A 16634-nucleotide genomic window follows, 5' to 3' on the forward strand; every position below is an offset into this window, starting at 1 on the left:
GCTCAGTCGTCGGCGGGGTAGCGCACCCCGACCTGGCGGCGTACGTCGTCGAGCTGGCGCATCAGGGTGAGCGTCTGGGAGTGCGGCACCAGCGGGCTCTCGCGCAGCCCCTCGCGCACGCAGCGGCTGACCTCGGCGACCTCGTGTGCGTAGCCGGAGCCGACCACCGGCTCGGCACCGCGGATGTGCAGCGGCTCCTCGCTGCCGCTCTCGTCGTTGGTGGAGCCGTCGGCGAACGGCGTGAAGACCGCCTCGTCGGGGTGGTGGAACTGCCCGCGCAGCTCGATGCGCCCGCGGTCGGTGGCGATGGCGGCCGAGCGGTCCGACCAGGAGGTCATCGAGGCGCTCAGCGTGGCGAGGACGCCGTCGGGGTAGCGGCCCAGCACCGCCACGTCGAGGTCGATGCCGGTGGGCGAGAGCACCGCGTCGGCCTGCAGGCGCTCGGCCTCGCCCAGCAGCAGGTGGGCGAAGGTGAGCGGGTAGATCCCCATGTCCAGCAGCGCCCCGGCGCCCAGGGCGGGGTCGAGGAGGCGGTCGTCGGGCAGGGCGTCGACGCGGAAGCCCAGCTCGGCGCGCAGGGTGCGCGGCCTGCCCAGCTCGCCGGAGGCCAGCCGGTCGCGCAGCTCGCGCACGACCGGGTGGCAGGCGGTCCACATCGCCTCCATCAGGAAGCGGTCGTGGTGGCGGGCCAGTGCCACCATCTCCTCGGCCTGGGCGGCGGTGAGGGTCACGGGCTTCTCGACCATGACGTGCTTGCCGGCCTCGAGCGCCATCCGGACGTGCTCGAGGTGCAGCGCGTGCGGGGAGGCGACGTAGACGACGTCGACGCCCTCGTCGGCGACCAGGTCGGCGTACGACGCGTGGGCCCGCGCCCCGGGGGCGTGCTCGGCGACGAACGCCTGCGCCGACTCGAGCCGGCGCGCCCCGACGGCGACCAGCTCCGAGCCCGGCACCAGCGCCAGGTCGGCGGCGACCTTGCGCGCGATCTTGCCCGTGGTGAGGAAGCCCCACCGCACCGTCTGCTGCTCACTCGTCATGCGCCCCACCCTAGGGACCCCTCGGGTGCCCGCGGGCGCGCGCCGGACACGCCTCGCGGTAATGACACGGGTGTAGTTCGGTGGTCTACGATGAGCAGCAGCCCACCCACCTCGTCAGCCCAGTCCGGAGATGCCGCATGGAGCCCCAGCGGGACGCCGCCCACGCCCAGCCCGTCACCGAGGGTCCGCTGCTCAGCGAGCGCGACAGCGAGATCCTGGCCTTCGAGCGCCAGTGGTGGAAGTACGCGGGCGCCAAGGAGAGCGCGGTGCGGGAGAAGTTCGACATGAGCTCCACGCGCTACTACCAGGTCCTCAACGCCCTCATCGACAAGCCGGAGGCCCTCGAGGCCGACCCGCTGCTGGTGCGCCGGCTGCGCCGCCTGCGCGCCGCCCGCCAGCGCCAGCGCTCCGCCCGCCGCCTGGGCTTCGAGGTCTGAGCGCCGTGGCCCCCCACCAGCGTCCCCGCACCGAGCGCGGCACCGTGCTGCCCTCGCCCGTGGTGATCCTCTCGGTCATCGCCGTGGCGATGGCCGCCTTCGCCTTCGTGGCCACCCAGGGCTCCGAGCCCACCGAGCGCGAGATCACCCCCGCGGCCCGGGAGGCGGTGCCCGACCAGGAGCCGGAGGTCGAGGAGAGCGAGCCGGCGAAGCCGAAGCCGACCAAGAAGCCCGCCCCGGCCATCAAGCGCGGCGAGGTCTACGTCGAGGTCTACAACAACTCCTCGGTGACCGGCCTGGCCGGCCGGGTCGCCCAGCGCGCCACCGGTGCCGGGTGGCAGGTGGTCGGCGAGGACAACTGGTACGGCACCGTGCCCGCGACCACCGTCTACCACCCGCCCAAGCTCGAGCGCGCCGCCAAGCTCCTGGCCCTCGACCTGGGCATCGACCGCACCCTGCAGGCCACCGGTGCGATGAAGCTCGACCGGCTGACGCTGATCCTGACCGGCGAGCTCGACTGAGCCTCGCGATGGAGTTCGTCTCCGCCGCGGCCGAGGGCCGGTACGCCGCCCTGGTGCGCGCCGCCGCCGAGAGCGTCGTGGGCCTCGACTTCGACGGCACCCTGTCGCCGATCGTCGACGACCCCGAGCAGGCGCACATCCACCCCGACGCGGCCGACGTGCTGGTCGCCCTGGCCGCGCAGGTGCGGGCGGTCGCCGTCGTCACCGGACGCCCGGCCCGCCAGGCGCTCGACCTGGGCGGCCTCGAGGAGGTCGCCGACGCGGTGCACGCCAGCGGCAAGGACCTCTACGTCTTCGGCCAGTACGGCAACGAGCGGTGGTCCTCCGACCAGCGGCGCATCGTCTCGCCGCGCCCGCCCGCGGGCCTGGCCAGCTTCGAGCGCGAGCTGCCCCGGGTGCTGCGCGAGGCCGGTGCCGCCGAGGCGTGGATCGAGGACAAGGGCCTGGCGGTGGCGGTGCACACCCGCCGGCTGCCCGAGCCCACCGCGGCGTTCGAGCGGCTCGAGGGCCCGGTCGGGGAGCTCGCGAGGGCCCACGACCTGGTGGTCGAGCCCGGCCGTCACGTGCTCGAGGTGCGCTCCCCGGGGATGCACAAGGGCCAGGCGGTCGACACCCTGGTCGAGCTGACCGGAGCGGCCGGCTTCCTCTTCGCCGGTGACGACCTCGGTGATGTCGAGGCCTTCGAGGCGGTGAGCGCCCACGGCCGGCGCGGGGCGGCCACCCTGCTGGTCGCCGTCGCCTCCGAGGAGCAGCAGGCCCTCGCCGCGCGCGCCGACGTGCTCGTCTCCGGGCCCGACGAGGTGCTCGAGCTGCTGCGCACCTTCGCCGCCGACGCCGAGGCCCTGCGCGCCTGAGCCGCCCCGGGGCGCCCACCCACCTCGGCGTCCGCATCCTGGATGCCCGGCTCGCATGTCGAGACGGCGACGGCGTACAGTGGCGCTCGCTCATCAAGAGGGACTGAGGGAACGGCCCGTCGACGTCCCGGCAACCGCCACGATCCTCCGCCCACCAGGGCGTCCGCCCCCTGCGGACCACCTGCGCCAGCGGTTCGTGGAAACGGTGCTACATCCGGCCCGGTGCGAGAGACGCCCGGGGAAGATGAGGAGGAGGACTTCATGAGCGCTGTCATCACCGAGAAGCCCACCCTGCGCGAGGGTGCGTTCGGCCACGCCACCGGGCTGGTCTGCCGCGAGTGCGGTCACCAGGTCGAGCTCGGCCCGCACTACGCCTGCACCGAGTGCTTCGGCCCGCTGGAGGTCGCCTACGACTTCCCCGCGGTGACCCGCGAGGAGATCGAGGCCGGCCCCAGCAACATCTGGCGCTACAAGGCGCTGCTGCCGGTGCCCGACGACATCGAGCAGAGCCCCAACACCGAGCCCGGCTTCACCCGCCTCCTGGAGGCCCGCAACCTGGCCGCCGAGCTGGGCCTGACGAAGCTGTGGGTCAAGGACGACTCGACCAACCCCACCAACTCCTTCAAGGACCGGGTGGTGGCCTGCGCGCTGAGCGCCGCCGTCGAGCTCAAGGCCAAGGTGTTCGCGTGTCCGAGCACCGGCAACCTGGCCAACGCGGTCGCCGCCGCCGGCGCCCGGGCCGGGATCAAGACGGTGGTCTTCATCCCCAGCAACCTCGAGAAGCCCAAGCAGGTGAACTCGGCGGTCTACACCGACTCGCTGGTCGCCGTCGACGGCAACTACGACGACGTCAACAAGCTCGCCTCCGAGATCGCCGGCGAGGAGGAGGGCTGGGCGTTCGTCAACGTCAACGTGCGTCCCTTCTACGCCGAGGGCTCCAAGACGCTGGGCTACGAGATCGCCGAGCAGCTCGGCTGGCGCCTGCCCGACCAGGTCGTCATCCCCGTCGCCTCCGGCTCGCAGCTGACGAAGGTGCACAAGGCCTTCCGCGAGCTGGTGAGCCTGGGCCTGGTCGAGGACAAGCCGGTGCGCATCTTCGGTGCCCAGGCCTCCGGCTGCTCCCCGGTCTCGACCGCCTACAAGGGCGGGGTCGACGCCATCCGACCGGTCAAGCCCGACACGATCGCCAAGAGCCTGGCGATCGGCAACCCCGCCGACGGCATCTACGTGCTCGACATCTGCCGCGAGACCGGCGGCGCGGTCGAGGACATCGACGACGACGCCGTGCGCGAGGGCATCCTCCTGCTGGCCCGCACCGAGGGCATCTTCACCGAGACCGCCGGCGGCACGACCGTGGGCGTGCTGAAGAAGCTCGTCGAGACCGGCCAGCTCGACACCTCGCTCGAGACGGTGGTCATCAACACCGGCATGGGCCTGAAGACCCTCGACGCCGTGGCCGACTCCGTGGGCCCCGCGGCGACCATCGCCCCGTCGTACGCCGCCTTCGCGGCGACCGGCATCGCCTGAGGCAGGAGCAGCACAGATGAGCGTGTCCGTCCGGATCCCCACCATCCTGCGCACCTACACCGGCGGCGAGAGCGAGGTGCCGGCCTCCGGCGCGACCCTGGGCGAGGTCCTCGACGACCTCGAGTCGCGCCACCCCGGCATCCGCTCGCGCATCCTCGACGACAACGGCGCGCTGCGCCGCTTCGTCAACGTGTACGTCGGCAACGACGACGTGCGCTTCCTCGAGGACCTGGCCACCCCCACCCCCGACGGGGTGCAGGTCTCGGTCATCCCGGCCGTGGCGGGCGGCTGCTGAGTGGCCCGCGCCATGCGCGAGACCCGCCTGGTGGGGGTCGCCGAGATCCCGGCGGCGCCGGCGCGCTTCACCAACGGCGTCGACCTGGCGATCACCCCCGAGCAGCTCTTCGAGGTGCTGGCCGACGCCGAGGCCTGGCCGCACTGGGCCACCGCGATCACGAAGGTGACCTGGACCAGCCCGGGTGCGGCCGAGGGCGACATCGCCGTGGGCGCGACCCGCACCGTCGAGATGCAGGGCGGGATCGTGGGCGAGGAGGTCTTCCTCGACTGGGACCCGCCGCGCACGATGGCCTTCTGCTTCACCCGCACCAACGCCCCGGGCATGGCCGCCTTCGGCGAGCACTACCTGGTCGTGCCCACGCCCGAGGGCTGCCGGCTGACCTGGACGCTGTCGATGTGGCCGACCGGTGCCCAGCGCTGGCTCCTCAAGCTCCTCGCGCCGGTCCTCGACATCACCTTCTCCTCCTTCCTCAAGAAGCTGCGCCGCTACACCGAGGGCCGCTTCGCCTGAGCGGCACGGCCGGCAGGTCGTCACGCGGCGTCGGCCTGGGACTCACCCGGGGTTCACGTGCCTGCGCTGTGGTGGGCCGGTGAGCCGCCGCCTGATCGTCCCCGCCGTCGTCCTGGGCGCCAGCGCCGGCGTCGCGTCGTACGCCGTGCGCGGGCTGCTGGCCCGCCAGGCCGCGGTCGCCCGCCGCCTGATCGGCAAGCCGCTGGGCGAGCAGGCGCCGCACGCCGACCGGGTCTGGAAGCGCGCCTACGGCGACCCCCTCGACCTGCTCCTGCTCGGCGACTCGATCGCGGCGGGGCTGGGCGCCGAGCGGCGCAAGGACACCCTCGGCGGCCGGCTCAGCAAGGGGCTGGCCAAGCACCTGCAGCGCGGGGTGCGGCTGCGCACCGCCGCGGTGGTCGGCGCCGAGAGCTCGACGCTGGGTGCCCAGCTCGACACGCTGCCGCGCGGCTACCGCGCCGACGTCGCCGTGGTCGTGGTGGGCGGCAACGACGTGACCCACCGGGTGCCGGTCGCCGAGGCCGCGGGCCACCTGGCCGAGGCCGTCGCCCGCCTGCGAGCCCAGGGCACCGAGGTGGTCGTGGGCACCTGTCCCGACCTGGGCGCGCTGCGCCCGGTGCCGCAGCCGCTGCGCCGCCTCGGGTCGCTCGCCTCGCGCCAGCTCGCGCGGGCCCAGGAGGAGGCGGCGGTGCAGGCCGGTGCGCACGCCGTGTCGCTCGCCGAGGTGGTCGGGCCGTTCTTCGTCACCGACCCCGACGCGATGTTCAGCCTCGACCGCTTCCACCCCAGCGCGCTGGGCTACCGGCGCACCGCCGAGGCGCTGCTGCCCTCGCTGCTGACCGCCGTCGGCGAGCACGACCGGGTGCCCCACGGGCACCGGCTGCCACGTTTGCACTCGACCCGGGCGAGTGCTAAACATGAGGCTGGCAGTCTCCTCATGAGAGTGCCAGACATCCCCGGTCCGGGGAGTTGAGGTCAGCAGCGTCGGCGGGAAGGGTCCGCCGGTTCGGCCTGGCCGTCCGTCGCGGGCAACGAACCGGTCCGTCCAGCTCTTGATTGCGAAGGATCGCAGCAGATATGCCGAAGCTGATTGCATTCGACGAGGAGGCCCGGCGCGGCCTCGAGCGTGGCATGAACACGCTCGCCGACGCCGTGAAGGTCACCCTCGGTCCCAAGGGCCGCAACGTCGTGCTCGAGAAGAAGTGGGGCGCCCCCACGATCACCAACGACGGTGTGAGCATCGCCAAGGAGATCGAGCTCGAGGACCCGTACGAGAAGATCGGTGCCGAGCTCGTCAAGGAGGTCGCCAAGAAGACCGACGACGTCGCGGGCGACGGCACCACCACCGCCACCGTGCTGGCCCAGGCGATGGTCCGCGAGGGCCTGCGCAACGTGGCCGCCGGTGCCAACCCGATGAGCCTCAAGCGCGGCATCGAGGCCGCTGTCGCCTCGGTGTCGGAGTCGCTGTCGAGCATGGCCATCGACATCGAGACCAAGGACCAGATCGCCGCCACGGCGTCGATCTCGGCCGCGGACTCGACCGTCGGCGAGATCATCGCCGAGGCGATGGACAAGGTCGGCAAGGAAGGCGTCATCACCGTCGAGGAGTCGAACACCTTCGGGCTCGACCTCGAGCTCACCGAGGGCATGCGCTTCGACAAGGGCTACATCTCGGCGTACTTCGCCACCGACATGGAGCGCATGGAGGCCGTCCTCGAGGACGCCTACGTGCTGATCGCCAACCAGAAGGTCTCGAACGTCAAGGACCTGCTGCCGATCCTCGAGAAGGTCATGCAGTCGGGCAAGCCCCTGCTGATCATCGCCGAGGACACCGACGGCGAGGCCCTGTCGACCCTGGTCGTCAACAAGATCCGTGGCACCTTCAAGTCCGTGGCCGTCAAGGCCCCCGGCTTCGGTGACCGCCGCAAGGCCATGCTGCAGGACATCGCGATCCTGACCGGTGGCCAGGTCATCTCCGAGGAGGTCGGCCTCAAGCTGGAGACCACCGGTCTCGAGCTGCTCGGCCAGGCCCGCAAGGTCGTCATCACCAAGGACGAGACCACGATCGTCGAGGGCGCCGGCGACGCGGCTCAGATCGAGGGCCGGGTCAACCAGATCCGCGCCGAGATCGAGAACTCCGACTCCGACTACGACCGCGAGAAGCTCCAGGAGCGCCTCGCCAAGCTGGCCGGCGGCGTGGCCGTCATCAAGGTCGGCGCGGCCACCGAGGTCGAGCTCAAGGAGCGCAAGCACCGCATCGAGGACGCCGTTCGCAACGCGAAGGCGGCCGTCGAGGAGGGCATCGTCGCCGGAGGCGGCGTGGCGCTCGTGCAGGCCTCGGCCACCGCGTTCGACAAGCTCGAGCTCGAGGGCGACGAGGCGACCGGTGCCAACATCGTGCGCGTCGCGACCGAGGCCCCGCTCAAGCAGATCGCCATCAACGCCGGCCTCGAGGGCGGCGTCGTGGCGGAGAAGGTGCGCAACCTGACCCCCGGTCACGGGCTCAACGCGGCCACCGGCGAGTACGTCGACATGATCGCCTCGGGCATCATCGACCCCGCCAAGGTGACCCGCAGCGCGCTGCAGAACGCCGCCTCCATCGCGGCGCTCTTCCTCACCACCGAGGCCGTCGTGGCCGACAAGCCGGAGAAGGCGCCCGCGATGCCGGGCGGCGACGGCGGCATGGGTGGCATGGGCGGCATGGACTTCTGATCCAGTCCCACCCGTAGCACCCAGCACGACCACAGCACGACCACAGCAGGGCCCCCGCCTCCGGGCGGGGGCCCTGTCTGCGTGCGGGGCCGGGGCGCGGACGTCATGCGTCGCGCAGCGACGGACGTCCCGACCGCATGACCTCCGTGGGACGACGTTTGGGGCGGGCACGCATGCGGCAGGCTGGGGCCGTGCCCGAGACCTCCCGCTCCGCCGACAGCCCCGCGACCGTCACCAGCTCGGGCCGCGGCCCCCTGACCTGGTTGGTCGCGGGGCTCGCGGTCGTGGTGATCGCGGTGGTCGGCGCGGTCGCGCTGCTCGGCGGCGACGACGCCGAGGTGCCGCTGGCCGAGGACACCACCACGGGCAGTGGCGCCGGGGCCGGCGACGAGGCCCAGGAGGCCGACGAGGCCGAGCCCACGGTGACCCGCCTCGACCAGGGCCAGGAGACCGGGCGCTGCATGCGCCCCACCGCCGAGGCGCTGGCCGAGCAGCCGCTGGCCCTCGAGGGCACCGTGGTCGGCATCGACGACGGCCTGGCGGTGCTCGAGCCCGTCGAGTTCTACGCCGGCCGGGCCACCGACCGCGTGGAGGTGGTGGCCCCGAGCGAGAGCGAGCAGGCGCTCATCGAGGGGGTCGCCCTCGAGGAGGGGGCTCGCTACCTGCTCGCCGCGGCCGACGGGCGACTGCTGGGGTGCGGCCTGAGCGGGCCCGCCGAGCCCGGGCTCGCCGAGATGTACGCCGAGGCGTTCAACCGCTGACGCGCCACCGCGGGTGCGGCACAGTGGGGGCGTGCAGACCACCGGACTCCTCCTCGCCGCCGGCGCCGGGCGCCGGATGGGCACCCCCAAGGCCCTGGTCGCCGACGAGCGCGGAGCCTGGCTGACCCGGGCCGTCGCGCTGCTGCGCGACGGCGGCTGCGACAGCGTCACCGTGGTGCTCGGCGCCGCGGCCGACGACGCCCGGCGCCTCCTCGACGCCGCACCGGCCGACCAGCACGTCGGCGTCGGCGTCGTGGTCGCCGCCGACTGGGCCCAGGGCATGGGCGCCTCCCTCGGGGCCGGTCTGGCCGCGCTCGAGGAGTCGGCGGCCGACGCCGCCCTGGTCACGCTCGTCGACCTGCCCGACCTGGTGCCCGAGGTGGTGCGCCGGGTCCGCGCCGGCGGCGAGGGGCCCGCGGCGCTCGCGCGGGCGGCGTACGACGGCGTGCCGGGGCACCCGGTGCTCCTCGGGCGCGAGCACTGGGCGGGGGTGCGCGCCAGCGCGGTGGGCGACCAGGGCGCGCGCGACTACCTGGCTGCCAGGCCGGTGCGGCTCGTCGAGTGCGGCGACCTGGCCACCGGCCACGACGTCGACGCCCCGCGCTGAGCCAGGACCTCAGGCGCGACGGATCCGGATCGGCCCCTTGGCCGTCGACGGGTCGACCACGCGCCCGCCCTGGGTGACCTCGACCTCGCCCGCGGCCACCAGGCGGCGGGCGGCCCGGCGGGCCGGCTCCATCAGCTCGCGCCACGCCTCCCCGTCGTCCCCTGCGTCCCCGTCGCCGCCCCCGCCGCCGACGGCGCGCGCGGCCTCGGAGGGGCAGATGGTGCTGGCGCGGGAGCGGGCCGCGAGCAGGTCGAGGATGCTGGCCTCGAGCGCCCGGTCGGTGTCGGTGACGCAGTGGCGCCGGCAGGGCGTGGAGCAGTAGCGCACCTGCTCCCAGTCGCGCTCCCACTTCTTGCGCCACTCGATCGTGCGCCCGCACGAGACGCAGGTCCTCGGCTCGGGGGTGCTGGCACGGCTCACCGGTCCAGTCTGTGCGGGGCGTCCAACCGGCGGCCAACGACCTGCTGGCTAGCCTGGCCGCATGGAGCTCCCCGAGGTGCCCGATGCCGCCGACGTCGCGGCGCGCCTGCGCGAGACCGGCTACCTCTGCGACGCCGACCTGGCCACGGTGGTCTTCCTCGCGCTGCGGATGCAGCGGCCGCTGCTGCTCGAGGGCGAGCCCGGCACCGGCAAGACCGCGCTCGCCGAGGCGCTGGCGGCCACCCTCGACCTGCCGCTGGTGCGGCTGCAGTGCTACGAGGGGATCGACGCGACCCAGGCGCTCTACGACTGGGACTTCCCGCGCCAGGTGCTCCACCTGCGCGCCCTCGAGGCCGCCGGCGGCGATGTCGACGCCGAGGGCGCCGAGAAGAGCCTGTACGACGAGCGGTTCCTGCTCGCCCGCCCGGTCCTGGCCGCGCTGCAGCAGGCCCCGGCGGTGCTGCTGGTCGACGAGGTCGACCGCGCCGACGACGAGTTCGAGGCGTTCCTGCTCGAGGTGCTCTCGACCTACCAGGTCTCGATCCCCGAGCTGGGCACGGTGCGGGCGACCACCCCGCCGGTGGTGGTGCTGACCTCGAACCGCACCCGCGAGCTGCACGACGCGCTCAAGCGTCGCTGCCTCTACCACTGGATCGACCACCCGGGCCTCGAGCGCGAGGTCGAGGTGGTGCGCACCCGCGCACCCGAGGTCTCCGAGACGCTGGCCCGCCAGGTCGTCGCCGTCGTCCAGCAGCTGCGCACCGGCACCGCCGCCGGCCCTCTGCAGAAGCCGCCGGGGGTCGCGGAGACCCTCGACTGGGCCCGCGCCCTGCACCACCTCGGCGCCACCGAGGTCGACCTGGCCACGGCCGCGCGCACGGTGGGCGCGCTGGTGAAGTACCGCGAGGACGCCGACAGGGTGCGCCAGGCGCTCGACCGGATGCTCACCCCATGAGCACCGTGAGCACCGCGGCCCACGCCCCCGACGAGCTGCTGCTCGGCTTCACCCACGCGCTGCGCGCGGCCGGCGTCGGGGTCACCCACGACCGCGGTGCCTCCTTCCTGGCCGCGACCGCCCTGGTGGGCCTGGGCGACGTGGCCGCGGTGCGCGCCGCGGGCCGCTCGACGCTGTGCGCGGGGCCCGACGACCTCGCGCGCTTCGACCAGGTCTTCGCGGCCTGGTTCGACCCCCGCGGCGAGCTGCCCCGCAGTCGCCCCGCGCCTGCCGGTGCACCCGCCCCGGCGCTGCTGCCCGAGAGCGACGCGGGCGCCGGCGGCGAGGGCGGCGACGACGAGGAGGTGGTGCGCGCCATGGCCTCCGACGTCGAGGTGCTGCGCCACCGTGACGTGGCCGCGCTGAGCCCGGGCGAGAAGGCACGGCTCGCCGACATGTTCGCCTCGCTGGCCGTGCGCGCGCCGCTGCGGCGCACCTCGCGCCACGAGCGGTGGCGCCGCGGCGACGTCGACGCGGCGCGCACCGTGCGCGCCAGCCTGCGCCGGATGGGCGAGCCCGCCGAGATCGCCTGGCGCCGGCGCAGCGTGCGCCCGCGCCGGGTGGTGCTGCTGGTCGACGTGTCGGGCTCGATGAGCGGGTACGCCGACGCGCTGCTGCGCCTCGCGCACCGGCTCACCCACGCGCTGCCGGGCTCCCGCGTGGAGACCTTCACCCTCGGCACCCGTCTGACCCACCTGACCCGGCCGCTGCGCCTGCGCGACGCCGACCGGGCGCTCGTCGCGGCCGGCGAGGCGGTGCCCGACTGGTCGGGCGGCACCCGGCTGGGCGAGTCGCTCGGCGCCTTCCTCGACCGGTGGGGCCGCCGCGGGGCGGCCCGCGGCGCCGTCGTGGTGGTCTTCAGCGACGGCTGGGAGCGCGGCGACCCCGCGCTGCTGGCCGAGCAGGTCGCCCGTCTGCAGCGGGTGGCCCACCGCGTGGTGTGGGTCAACCCGCACCGCGGCAAGGCCGGCTACGAGCCGGTGCAGCAGGGCGTGCTGGCGGTCCTGCCGCACGTCGACGACTTCGTGGCCGGGCACTCGCTGGCCACCTACGCCGAGCTCTGCGAGGTGATCGCCCGTGCGTGACGTGCTGCCCGAGCTGATGAGGTGGTGGGAGGCCGGCGAGACGGTCGGCGTGGCCACCGTCGTGGCGACCTTCCGCTCCGCGCCCCGCCCGCCGGGCGCATCGATGCTGGTGGGCCCCGACGAGACCGCGGTCGGCTCGGTCTCCGGCGGCTGCGTCGAGGGCGCCGTCTACGAGCAGGCCCAGGAGGTCGTCGCGGGCGGCACCCCCGTGCTCGAGCGCTACGGCGTCTCCGACGACGACGCCTTCGCCGTCGGGCTGACCTGCGGAGGCATCCTCGACGTGTGGGTCGAGCGGGTCTCGCGCGAGACCTTCCCCGAGCTGGGGGCGCTCGCGGCCGACGTCGAGGCCGGGCTCCCCGTGGCCCTCGCGACCGTCATCGACCACCCCGACCCCGCCTGGCGCGGGCGACGCATCGTCGTACGCCCCGAGGAGGAGCCGGCCGCGGGGTCGATCGGCTCGCCGCGCGCCGACGCCGCGGTGCACGACGACGCGCTCGGGCTGCTGGCCAGCGGCACCAGCGCGACGCTGTCCTACGGCCCCGACGGCGAGCGGCGTGGCGAGGGGATGCGGGTCTTCGTGTGGGCCTTCGCCCCCAAGCCGCGGATGCTGGTCTTCGGCGCGATCGACTTCGCCGCCGCCGTCGCCCGCGTCGGCAGCTTCCTGGGCTACCACGTCACGGTCTGCGACGCCCGGCCAGTCTTCGCCACCACCAGCCGCTTCCCCGACGCCGACGAGGTCGTGGTCGACTGGCCGCACCGCTACCTGGCCGCCGAGCAGGAGGCCGGGCGCATCGACCAGCGCACCGTGCTCGCGGTGCTCACCCACGACCCGAAGTTCGACGTGCCGCTCCTCGAGGTCGCCCTGCGCCTGCCCGAGGTCGCCTACGTCGGGGCGATGGGCTCGCGCCGCACCCACGACGACCGGCTCGAGCGGCTGCGCGCCGCCGGCCTCACCGACGCCGAGCTCGATCGGCTCTCCAGCCCGATCGGCCTCGACCTCGGCGCCCGCACCCCGGAGGAGACCGCGATCTCGATCGCCGCCGAGATCATCGCCGGGCGCTGGGGCGGCACGGGCGAGCCGCTCGCGGCCACCGAGGGCCGCATCCACCGCGACCTGCCCCACGACCTCGACTGAGCGACGTACGGCAGCTCGAGGAGTTTCATCGGCCGGCCGATGAAACTCCTGGGTGGCCGATGAAACTTCATCGTCCACCCGCCAGGTCCATCGGCCGGCCGATGAAACTCCCAGCAGAGGAGCAACCCATGCGGCCCCACCATCCCCACCGGCCACTCGCGTACGCCGTCGCCGGCGTCATGGCGCTGACGCTGCTGCTGGGCGCCTGCACCGGCAGCCCCGAGCCGACCGCGCCGTCCTCATCCTCCTCCGGCCCCTCGTCGCTCCCCACAGCCCAGCCGCCCGAGCCCGACCAGAAGACCGAGCCCACCGAGACCGCGCCCACGACCACCGCGCCGGGAGCCACGCTCGCCCCCGAGGAGCTGCCACGCGTCGACCACCCGGTCTCGCTGCCGGCGCTGATGCGCGAGGAGGTGCGGGCGGGGCCCATCGAGCGCACCGGGCGCCTCGGCGGCACCGAGAGGTGGACCGGCCACGCGGTGACCTACACCGTCGACGGCGCCACGGTCTCGGGCGAGCTGCTGGTGCCGACGGGGGAGGGGCCGTTCCCGGCGCTGGTGCTCAACCACGGCTACATCGACCCGGCGGTCTACACCCTGGGCCGAGGCATGTCGCGCGAGCAGGAGTGGTTCGTCAGCAACGGCTTCGTGGTGCTGCACACCGACTACCGCGGCCACGCCGGCTCCGACCCGGTCGGCGAGGTGGGCCGCGAGACCCGGCTGGTCTACACCCGCGACGCGATCGGGGCGGTGCGCGCGCTCGAGCAGGAGCCCTACGTCGACACCGAGCGGCTGGGGATGGTGGGTCGCTCGATGGGCGGCGGGGTCACCTACAACGCGCTGGTCGCGGTGCCCGACCTGGTCGACGCCGCGGTGGTCTTCGCGCCGGTCAGCTCGTCGTTCGTCGACAACCTGCGCCAGTTCACCGAGCCCAACCGCCCCGAGGGGGCCCGGGCGTTCTACGACCGGTTCGGCACCCCGCGGGAGTCGCCGGGCTTCTACCGCGCTCTCTCGTCGCGCACCTTCTTCGACCGCGTGCGGACGCCGGTGCTGATCCACCACGGCACCGCCGACGACACCTGCCCGCCCGCCTGGTCGCGGCGCACCCAGACGCTGCTGCGGCGGGCCGGCGCCGACTCCACCCTGGTCGAGTGGCAGGGGGAGGGGCACGCCTTCGGGCCGCGCTTCGCCGACTCGATGCGGCGCACCGTGCGCTTCCTGCGCAGCCGGCTCGACGTGTGACCTGCCTCACGGGTCGGGTGCTAGGTTCTGGCCATGGAAGCCGACCTGCGGGCTCGCCGGGTCGACGCCGTGCGCGCCTGGACCTCCTTCGTCGAGCACGGTGACGGTGCCGAGCAGCTGGTCCGCCCCGAGATCTGGTCGAGCTGGTCGCGCTCGGAGCAGACGATCGGGCCCGAGGTGCCGCACGCACCGCTCGACGACGAGACCGAGACGGCCGCCTACTGGCGCGACTCCCCGCTGCAGACCGCGGTCGAGCGCGTCGAGGAGGACCTGCGGCGCACCGCCGAGGACGGTGACCTCGTGGTCGCGGTCACCGACCCCCAGACCCGGATCCTGTGGACCTACGGCGGGCGCACGATGCGCCGCAAGGCCGAGTCGGTCAACTTCGTGCCCGGAGGGCGCTGGGACGACCGCTCCGCCGGCACCAACGCCCTCGACCTGGCCAACCGCCACGACCGGGCGGCGATGGTCTTCAGCGCCGAGCACTACGCCTCGATGGTGCACAACTGGGTCTGCTGGGCCGCCCCGGTCCACGACCCCGTGACCGGCGTCCAGCTCGGCGTCCTCGACCTGTCCACGACCTGGGAGCGCACCCACCCGATCGGCCTGGCGACCGCGCAGGTGATGGCCCGCCTGATCGAGCAGGCGCTGCCCGCCAGCGCCACCCCGCTGGGCCACGCCGCCCAGGCCGACGCGGGCGAGCCGGGCCTGGTGCTCTCGCTGCTCGGCACCGCCGAGGCGCTGCTCGACGGCCAGCGGCTGCTGCTCAACCGGCGCCAGAGCGAGATCCTCGCGCTGCTCGCGCTGCACCCCGAGGGGCTCTCCCTCGACCGGCTGCACGCGTGCGTCTACGGCGACCACGCGGTCACCTTCTCCACGCTCAAGGCGGAGGTCTCGCACCTGCGCCACGCCCTGGGCGGCCAGCTCTCGTCGCGTCCCTACCGGCTGACCATGCCGGTGGCCACCGACGTCGACCACGTGCTCGGCCTGCTGCGCCGGGGCCGGGTCGCGCAGGCCGTCGAGGCCTACGGAGGCGACCTGCTGCCCGGCACCGACTCACCGGCCCTGCAGGAGCTGGGGGAGTACGTCGCCGTCGCGGTCCGCGAGGCGCTGCTGGCCGACCCCGAGCCCGGGGCCGTGGCCCGCTACAGCGACCGGGCGCCGTACGACACCGAGGTCGTGGAGGCCGCGCTGGCCCGCCTGGGTGGCCGGTCCCACCCGCTGGTCCCGCTGCTCAAGGGGCGCCTGGCGGCCGCCCGGCGCTGAGCGGACGGGCGCCGAACGAGACCGAGTCGTTACCCTCGTGCGTCACAACTGGCCCGCAGCGGCCGCCCGGGCGGACTATGGTCGAAGGTGCCCACGGTCCCCTGCAGCGCGCTCGGGCGCACGCTGTGCACCGGCGGGCGGCTGACGGTCGTCGTGTGAGGGGGACGTGCGCTCCATCCTGCAAGCGATCGGAAAGTTGAACAGATGCGCCTAGGCAAGAAGTTGATGGCCGTGTCGGCCGGAGTGGCCCTGAGCCTCACCGTCACCGCGTGCGGCGACGACAGCAGCAGTGCGAGCGGCTCGAGCGACGAGCTCGACGGGGTCTCCCTGACCGTGGGGTCCAAGGACTTCACCGAGAACATCCTGCTCGGCGAGATGTTCGCCCAGGCCCTCGAGGCCCGTGGCGCCAGCGTCGACAACAAGGTCAACCTGGGTGGCACGTCGGTCAACCGCGACGCGCTGCTCAGCGACAACATCGACGTCTACCCCGAGTACAACGGCACCGGCTGGACGGTCCACCTCGGCAACGAGGAGCCCAGCCAGGACCCCCAGGAGCTCTACGACGTCACGGCCGAGGCCGACCTGGAGGAGAACGACATCAAGTGGGTCGGGCTCTCGCCCTTCAACGACACCTACGGCTTCGCGGCCAACGGTGACCTGGCCGAGGCCGAGGGCGGCTTCGACTTCCAGGGCATGGCCGACTACCTCGAGGCCAACCCCGACGCCACGGTCTGCATGGAGACCGAGTTCCCCGACCGGCCCGACGGCCTGGTGCTGTGGGAGGACGCCACCGGCTACGAGCTGCCCGGCAGCCAGTCGCAGATCCTCGACACCGGTCTGATCTACTCCGAGACCTCCGACGGCAACTGCGACTTCGGCGAGGTCTTCACCACCGACGGCCGGATCACCGCGCTGAACCTCGAGCTCGTCGAGGACCCGGGCGTCATGATCATCTACAACAGCTCCTTCACGATGAGCAACGAGATCTACGAGGAGAACGCCGAGACCTACGACGAGATCGCCGACGCGATCTTCGCCGACCTCGACAACGAGAAGATGGCCGAGCTCAACGCCCAGGTCGACGTCGAGGGCACTCCCGCCGAGCGCGTCGCCGAGCAGTACCTCGAGGACGCCGGCGTCCTCTGAGCCCTGCCCCACGCTGCGCCAGCAGCACCCGCACGCAGCGACGCCGCCCGGTCCTCTCGGACCGGGCGGCGTCGTCGTGCGTG

General features: G+C 73.8%; 18 protein-coding genes and 1 riboswitch. Of the genes, 16 read left to right on the top strand and 2 right to left on the bottom strand.

Going from position 1 to position 16634, the window contains the following annotated elements; genetic code table 11:
• Nucleotides 1-2: 2 nt before the first annotated feature.
• Complete coding sequence (locus tag JOE61_RS14000; protein WP_193668549.1) at nt 3-1037, bottom strand: Gfo/Idh/MocA family protein; 1035 nt, start codon at nt 1035-1037, stop codon at nt 3-5.
• 137 nt (nt 1038-1174) lie between these two features.
• Here JOE61_RS14000 and JOE61_RS14005 point away from each other — a divergent pair, with 137 nt between their 5' ends.
• The 10 genes from JOE61_RS14005 to JOE61_RS14050 all read left to right on the top strand — a co-directional run bounded on the left by JOE61_RS14005 (nt 1175) and on the right by JOE61_RS14050 (nt 9264).
• Entirely contained in the window at nt 1175-1474 is a 300-nt protein-coding gene (locus tag JOE61_RS14005; protein WP_193668548.1) for a DUF3263 domain-containing protein, read from the top strand.
• Nucleotides 1475-1479: 5 nt separating this feature from the next.
• Nucleotides 1480-1995, top strand: coding sequence for a LytR C-terminal domain-containing protein (locus JOE61_RS14010; protein ID WP_307823022.1), 516 nt, complete (start codon nt 1480-1482; stop codon nt 1993-1995).
• Nucleotides 1996-2003: 8 nt separating this feature from the next.
• Nucleotides 2004-2849: a trehalose-phosphatase gene (gene otsB, locus JOE61_RS14015; protein ID WP_193668547.1), complete on the top strand. Its 846-nt coding sequence runs from the start codon at nt 2004-2006 to the stop codon at nt 2847-2849.
• An 87-nt stretch (nt 2850-2936) separates the two neighbouring features.
• A riboswitch (SAM riboswitch) is annotated at nt 2937-3100 on the top strand.
• A gap of 10 nt (nt 3101-3110) precedes the next feature.
• Nucleotides 3111-4376 carry a threonine synthase gene (gene thrC / locus JOE61_RS14020; RefSeq protein ID WP_193668546.1) on the top strand — a complete coding sequence of 422 codons (1266 nt, stop codon included), beginning with the start codon at nt 3111-3113 and terminating at the stop codon, nt 4374-4376.
• Between the two features lie 16 nt (nt 4377-4392).
• A complete protein-coding gene (locus JOE61_RS14025; RefSeq protein WP_193668545.1) occupies nt 4393-4671 on the top strand; it encodes a MoaD/ThiS family protein in 279 nt (92 codons plus the stop codon).
• A gap of 12 nt (nt 4672-4683) precedes the next feature.
• Entirely contained in the window at nt 4684-5184 is a 501-nt protein-coding gene (locus JOE61_RS14030) for an SRPBCC family protein (protein WP_193668544.1), read from the top strand.
• Between the two features lie 79 nt (nt 5185-5263).
• Nucleotides 5264-6157 carry an SGNH/GDSL hydrolase family protein gene (locus tag JOE61_RS14035; RefSeq protein WP_193668543.1) on the top strand — a complete coding sequence of 298 codons (894 nt, stop codon included), beginning with the start codon at nt 5264-5266 and terminating at the stop codon, nt 6155-6157.
• A gap of 104 nt (nt 6158-6261) precedes the next feature.
• Entirely contained in the window at nt 6262-7896 is a 1635-nt protein-coding gene (gene groL / locus JOE61_RS14040) for a chaperonin GroEL (protein ID WP_179614286.1), read from the top strand.
• A gap of 191 nt (nt 7897-8087) precedes the next feature.
• A complete protein-coding gene (locus JOE61_RS14045) occupies nt 8088-8657 on the top strand; it encodes a hypothetical protein (protein ID WP_193668542.1) in 570 nt (189 codons plus the stop codon).
• Between the two features lie 31 nt (nt 8658-8688).
• On the top strand, nt 8689-9264 hold the full coding sequence (locus JOE61_RS14050) for a nucleotidyltransferase family protein (protein WP_193668541.1): 576 nt from the start codon (nt 8689-8691) through the stop codon (nt 9262-9264).
• Nucleotides 9265-9273: 9 nt separating this feature from the next.
• On the opposite strand, the gene JOE61_RS22240 is transcribed toward JOE61_RS14050, so the two are convergent.
• Nucleotides 9274-9684, bottom strand: a complete 411-nt coding sequence (locus JOE61_RS22240) for a DUF2256 and DUF3253 domain-containing protein (RefSeq protein ID WP_193668540.1) — start codon at nt 9682-9684, stop codon at nt 9274-9276.
• A 61-nt stretch (nt 9685-9745) separates the two neighbouring features.
• Here JOE61_RS22240 and JOE61_RS14060 point away from each other — a divergent pair, with 61 nt between their 5' ends.
• The 6 genes from JOE61_RS14060 to JOE61_RS14085 all read left to right on the top strand — a co-directional run bounded on the left by JOE61_RS14060 (nt 9746) and on the right by JOE61_RS14085 (nt 16551).
• Nucleotides 9746-10639: an AAA family ATPase gene (locus tag JOE61_RS14060; protein ID WP_193668539.1), complete on the top strand. Its 894-nt coding sequence runs from the start codon at nt 9746-9748 to the stop codon at nt 10637-10639.
• On the top strand, nt 10636-11763 hold the full coding sequence (locus JOE61_RS14065; protein ID WP_193668538.1) for a vWA domain-containing protein: 1128 nt from the start codon (nt 10636-10638) through the stop codon (nt 11761-11763). Before JOE61_RS14060 ends, JOE61_RS14065 begins: the two co-directional genes overlap by 4 nt.
• Nucleotides 11756-12898 carry an XdhC family protein gene (locus JOE61_RS14070; RefSeq protein WP_193668537.1) on the top strand — a complete coding sequence of 381 codons (1143 nt, stop codon included), beginning with the start codon at nt 11756-11758 and terminating at the stop codon, nt 12896-12898. Before JOE61_RS14065 ends, JOE61_RS14070 begins: the two co-directional genes overlap by 8 nt.
• 128 nt (nt 12899-13026) lie before the next feature.
• On the top strand, nt 13027-14139 hold the full coding sequence (locus JOE61_RS14075) for an alpha/beta hydrolase family protein (RefSeq protein ID WP_193668536.1): 1113 nt from the start codon (nt 13027-13029) through the stop codon (nt 14137-14139).
• A gap of 33 nt (nt 14140-14172) precedes the next feature.
• Nucleotides 14173-15405 carry a sigma-54-dependent transcriptional regulator family protein gene (locus tag JOE61_RS14080; RefSeq protein WP_227491587.1) on the top strand — a complete coding sequence of 411 codons (1233 nt, stop codon included), beginning with the start codon at nt 14173-14175 and terminating at the stop codon, nt 15403-15405.
• Between the two features lie 204 nt (nt 15406-15609).
• Nucleotides 15610-16551 (top strand): glycine betaine ABC transporter substrate-binding protein, encoded by a 942-nt coding sequence (locus JOE61_RS14085; RefSeq protein WP_204797245.1) that lies wholly within the window; start codon nt 15610-15612, stop codon nt 16549-16551.
• Nucleotides 16552-16634 lie beyond the last annotated feature (83 nt).

The sequence above is a fragment of the Nocardioides salarius genome (genome assembly GCF_016907435.1).
GTDB classification, from domain to species: Bacteria; Actinomycetota; Actinomycetes; order Propionibacteriales; family Nocardioidaceae; genus Nocardioides; species Nocardioides salarius.

Excerpts from the sequence above, each read along its gene's own strand:
- otsB (WP_193668547.1), top strand. The coding sequence starts at position 2,004 with ATGGAGTTCGTCTCCGCCGCGGCCGAGGGCCGGTACGCCGCCCTGGTG.
- JOE61_RS14025 (WP_193668545.1), top strand. The coding sequence starts at position 4,393 with ATGAGCGTGTCCGTCCGGATCCCCACCATCCTGCGCACCTACACCGGC.
- thrC (WP_193668546.1), top strand. The coding sequence starts at position 3,111 with ATGAGCGCTGTCATCACCGAGAAGCCCACCCTGCGCGAGGGTGCGTTC.
- groL (WP_179614286.1), top strand. The coding sequence starts at position 6,262 with ATGCCGAAGCTGATTGCATTCGACGAGGAGGCCCGGCGCGGCCTCGAG.
- JOE61_RS14065 (WP_193668538.1), top strand. The coding sequence starts at position 10,636 with ATGAGCACCGTGAGCACCGCGGCCCACGCCCCCGACGAGCTGCTGCTC.
- JOE61_RS14030 (WP_193668544.1), top strand. The coding sequence starts at position 4,684 with ATGCGCGAGACCCGCCTGGTGGGGGTCGCCGAGATCCCGGCGGCGCCG.
- JOE61_RS14075 (WP_193668536.1), top strand. The coding sequence starts at position 13,027 with ATGCGGCCCCACCATCCCCACCGGCCACTCGCGTACGCCGTCGCCGGC.
- JOE61_RS14000 (WP_193668549.1), bottom strand. The coding sequence starts at position 1,037 with ATGACGAGTGAGCAGCAGACGGTGCGGTGGGGCTTCCTCACCACGGGC.
- JOE61_RS14060 (WP_193668539.1), top strand. The coding sequence starts at position 9,746 with ATGGAGCTCCCCGAGGTGCCCGATGCCGCCGACGTCGCGGCGCGCCTG.
- JOE61_RS14005 (WP_193668548.1), top strand. The coding sequence starts at position 1,175 with ATGGAGCCCCAGCGGGACGCCGCCCACGCCCAGCCCGTCACCGAGGGT.
- JOE61_RS14080 (WP_227491587.1), top strand. The coding sequence starts at position 14,173 with ATGGAAGCCGACCTGCGGGCTCGCCGGGTCGACGCCGTGCGCGCCTGG.
- JOE61_RS14085 (WP_204797245.1), top strand. The coding sequence starts at position 15,610 with ATGCGCCTAGGCAAGAAGTTGATGGCCGTGTCGGCCGGAGTGGCCCTG.